Annotated in this window: 2 protein-coding genes; both read left to right on the plus strand. The window is 53.9% G+C overall.

The features are described from left to right. Nucleotides 1-375 (plus strand): metallophosphoesterase family protein (locus AQR02_RS33760; RefSeq protein ID WP_483414271.1); only part of this gene is annotated, 375 nt, incomplete at its 5' end. 213 nt (nucleotides 376-588) lie between these two features. Next, a partial coding sequence (locus AQR02_RS08120; RefSeq protein ID WP_425339999.1) for a X2-like carbohydrate binding domain-containing protein occupies nucleotides 589-3,350 on the plus strand: 2,762 nt, incomplete at its 3' end.

The raw sequence follows: 3,350 nt of genomic DNA on the forward strand, positions 1-3,350 counted from the left end.
ATGCACCGCCCGGCCTACGGCGGCAACACGTATAAGAAGGTGGAGGACTGGACAGTGATTTTTGATAAATATCAGGTCGATCTGGTCCTTCAGGGTCACAATCATGAATATTCCAGGTCTTATCCGCTGCTTGACGGTGCCATCGTACCCGAAGGAGAGCAGCCGGTAGGAGCGGCCAGGGGAACGGTCTATCTGGTTACGAACGCTTCCGGTTCAAAGTTCAATGAGAAAAAGGAGGACCAGTTCTACCATAAAGTCCATTTTCAGAATAACCAGCCGATGTTCGCCGGAATTACCGTCAGCGGCCGTACGCTTAGCTTTGAGGCTTATGATATCGGCGGCAACAAGCTGGATGAGTTCATACTGACGCATTAGACAAAAGGAGACTTTGCTGAATTTTTTAGCAAAGTCTTTTGTTTTACTAAAAATGTAATATTTAGTGCGAAAATGGTACGGTATCTGGCGACATATTTCCGAAAAGGTTGACCATTTTCCCTCTCTATGAAACCGGTTTTCGCTCTATAATGTAAGCGTTAACAAAATAAAGCATAGGAGGCTGGAATCGTGATTCGTAACCGTATTCGAAGAATGGGAATTGTTGTCCTGCTGGCCGCAATGTCGAGCACGTTATTTACTGCCTTTCCCGCGGTTACTCATGCTGCAGCAAGTGAAGCGTACACCTGGAAGAGTGTTGTCACCGGAGCTGGCGGAGGGTTTGTGCCGGGAATCATTTTTAATCAGACTGAACCGAATCTGATCTATGCCCGAACGGATATCGGCGGCGCCTACCGCTGGAATCAGGCTTCTGGCAGCTGGACTTCCATCAGTGACGCTGTCGGCTGGGTAGACTGGAATAAGAACGGCGTAGATGCGCTGGCTACAGATCCGGTCAATCCGGACAAGGTATATATGGCCACTGGAACTTACACCAATTCATGGGATGACAACGGCCAGATTATGCGTTCGAGCGACCGTGGAAACACCTGGCAGTCAACGGCGCTGCCGTTTAAGGTCGGCGGCAATATGCCCGGCCGTTCGGCGGGTGAGCGGCTTGTGATTGACCCTAACAAGAACAGTATCCTGTTCTTCGGGGCACGCAGCGGCAACGGCCTGTGGAAAAGTACAGACTCCGGGGTCACCTGGTCTAAAGTCAGTTCTTTTCCCAATGTAGGAACGTATATTCAGAATCCTACACTTGATTACGGGAATGATCTGGTCGGCTTATCCTGGATTACTTTTGATAAAAGCAGCGGAACGCCCGGCAGTGCCACCCAGACAATCTATGTCGGCGTAGCGGATACGGCAAGCAGTATCTACCGCAGTACGGACGGAGGTGCAACCTGGGCTGCGGTTCCAGGACAGCCAACAGGATACCTGCCGCATCATGGCGTACTTTCTTCAACGGGCAGTCTGTACATCACCTACAGTAATGGAGTTGGCCCGTATGACGGCAGCAAAGGTGAGGTCTGGAAGTTCAATACCACAACCGGAGCCTGGACAAATATCAGCCCTTCCACGGGAACCGACAACTGGTATGGTTTCGGCGGTCTGGCTGTGGATGCCCAGAATCCGAATACGGTTATGGTATCCAGCCTGAATGCCTGGTGGCCGGACGAAGTGATTTTCCGCAGCACCAACGGCGGGGCAACCTGGAGCCGGATCTGGGACTGGGGCAATTATCCTGAGCGGACGTATAAATTCGCGATGAACATTACGGCTGCACCATGGCTTGATCATGGAACAACCTCGACTTCCCTTGATCCCTCGCCGAAGCTGGGCTGGATGATGGGCGATCTGGAGATTGATCCGTTCAACTCAAACCGGATGATGTACGGAACGGGTGCTACTATTTACGGCACGAATAATCTGGGAGCATGGGATACAGGCGGGACTGTCAACATCTCAGTCATGGCTAAGGGGGTAGAAGAGACAGCGGTATTGGGCCTGATCAGTCCGCCTTCGGGTGCCCACCTGATTACCGCACTTGGCGATGTGTCCGGTTTCCGGTATGACGATGTGACGGCAGCACCTGTTAAGTTCCAGACCAGCCCGTCCTGGGCGACCACGACCGGCATCGATTATGCGGAGTTAAGTCCGTCTTATATTATTCGTGTCGGCGGTGCGGATAAAGAGAAGACACCGAGTATGAAGTCGATCGGGATCTCCAATGACGGCGGTACCAACTGGTACATGCCGAATGCCGAGCCATCGAATGGAACGAAAACAACAGCCGGGCAAGGCCAGGTTGCAGTATCGGCCAGCGGCAATTCGATCCTGTGGAGCACCTCGGATATTGGCGTCTTTTATTCCAAAACCACGGGCAATTCCTGGACGGCGAGCACCGGAGTACCTGCGGGAGCAAAGATCGCCTCGGACCGGGTGAATCCGAACAAGTTCTATGCCTTTTATGCAGGCACCTTCTATGTCAGCACAGATGGCGGGGCTACCTTTACCGCTAGCGCGGCGACGGGTTTCCCGACCAATAATGTCGGCAGCCTGCAGCCGAACCAGGCCCAGATCAGCATCAAGGCGATGCCGGGCATTGAAGGCGATATCTGGTTTGCCGGCGGCAATACCGTGGAGAACAAATATGGCTTGTGGCATTCAACCAATTCAGGAGCCAGCTTTACTAAGCTGTCCAATGTGCAGGAAGCGGACCTGATCGGCTTCGGTAAAGCTGCTCCAGGCCAGAGCTATATGGCGCTGTACACCGTTGCCCAAATTGACGGCGTTAGAGGCGTCTTCCGCTCCGATGATGCCGGGACGTCCTGGGTGCGGATTAATGACGACGCCCATCACTATGCCAAAATCAATATGGCCATCACCGGAGACCCGCGGATTTACGGCCGGGTGTATCTTGGCACGAACGGCAGAGGCACACTTTATGCCGATCCGGTAAACCCGCCGGCTGCAGGCTCAGTGATTACACCGGTCAGCGCCAGCTTCGACAAGAAGACGGCGAATCAGGCGGATCTGGCAGTCACGATGACCCTGAACGGCAACACCCTCAGCTCGATCAAGAACGGGTCGGCAGCGCTTGTTGCGGGAACGGACTACACGGTCAGCGGCAGCACGGTAACGATCAACAAGTCATATCTGGCAGCGCAGGCAGTGGGAACGACAACGCTGACCTTCAGCTTCAGTGCCGGGTCGGCACAGTCTCTGGCAGTTGCCGTCGTGGATACGACAACTGCAGCGAGCAATTCGGTGATTACACCGGTCAGCGCCAGCTTTGACAAGAAGACGGCAAACCAGGCGGATCTAGCAGTCACGATGACCCTGAACGGCAACACCCTCAGCTCAATCAAGAACGGAACGGCAACGCTTGTTGCGGGAACGGACTCCACGGT

The organism is Paenibacillus ihuae (genome assembly GCF_001368795.1).
GTDB lineage: Bacteria > Bacillota > Bacilli > Paenibacillales > Paenibacillaceae > Paenibacillus_AQ > Paenibacillus_AQ ihuae.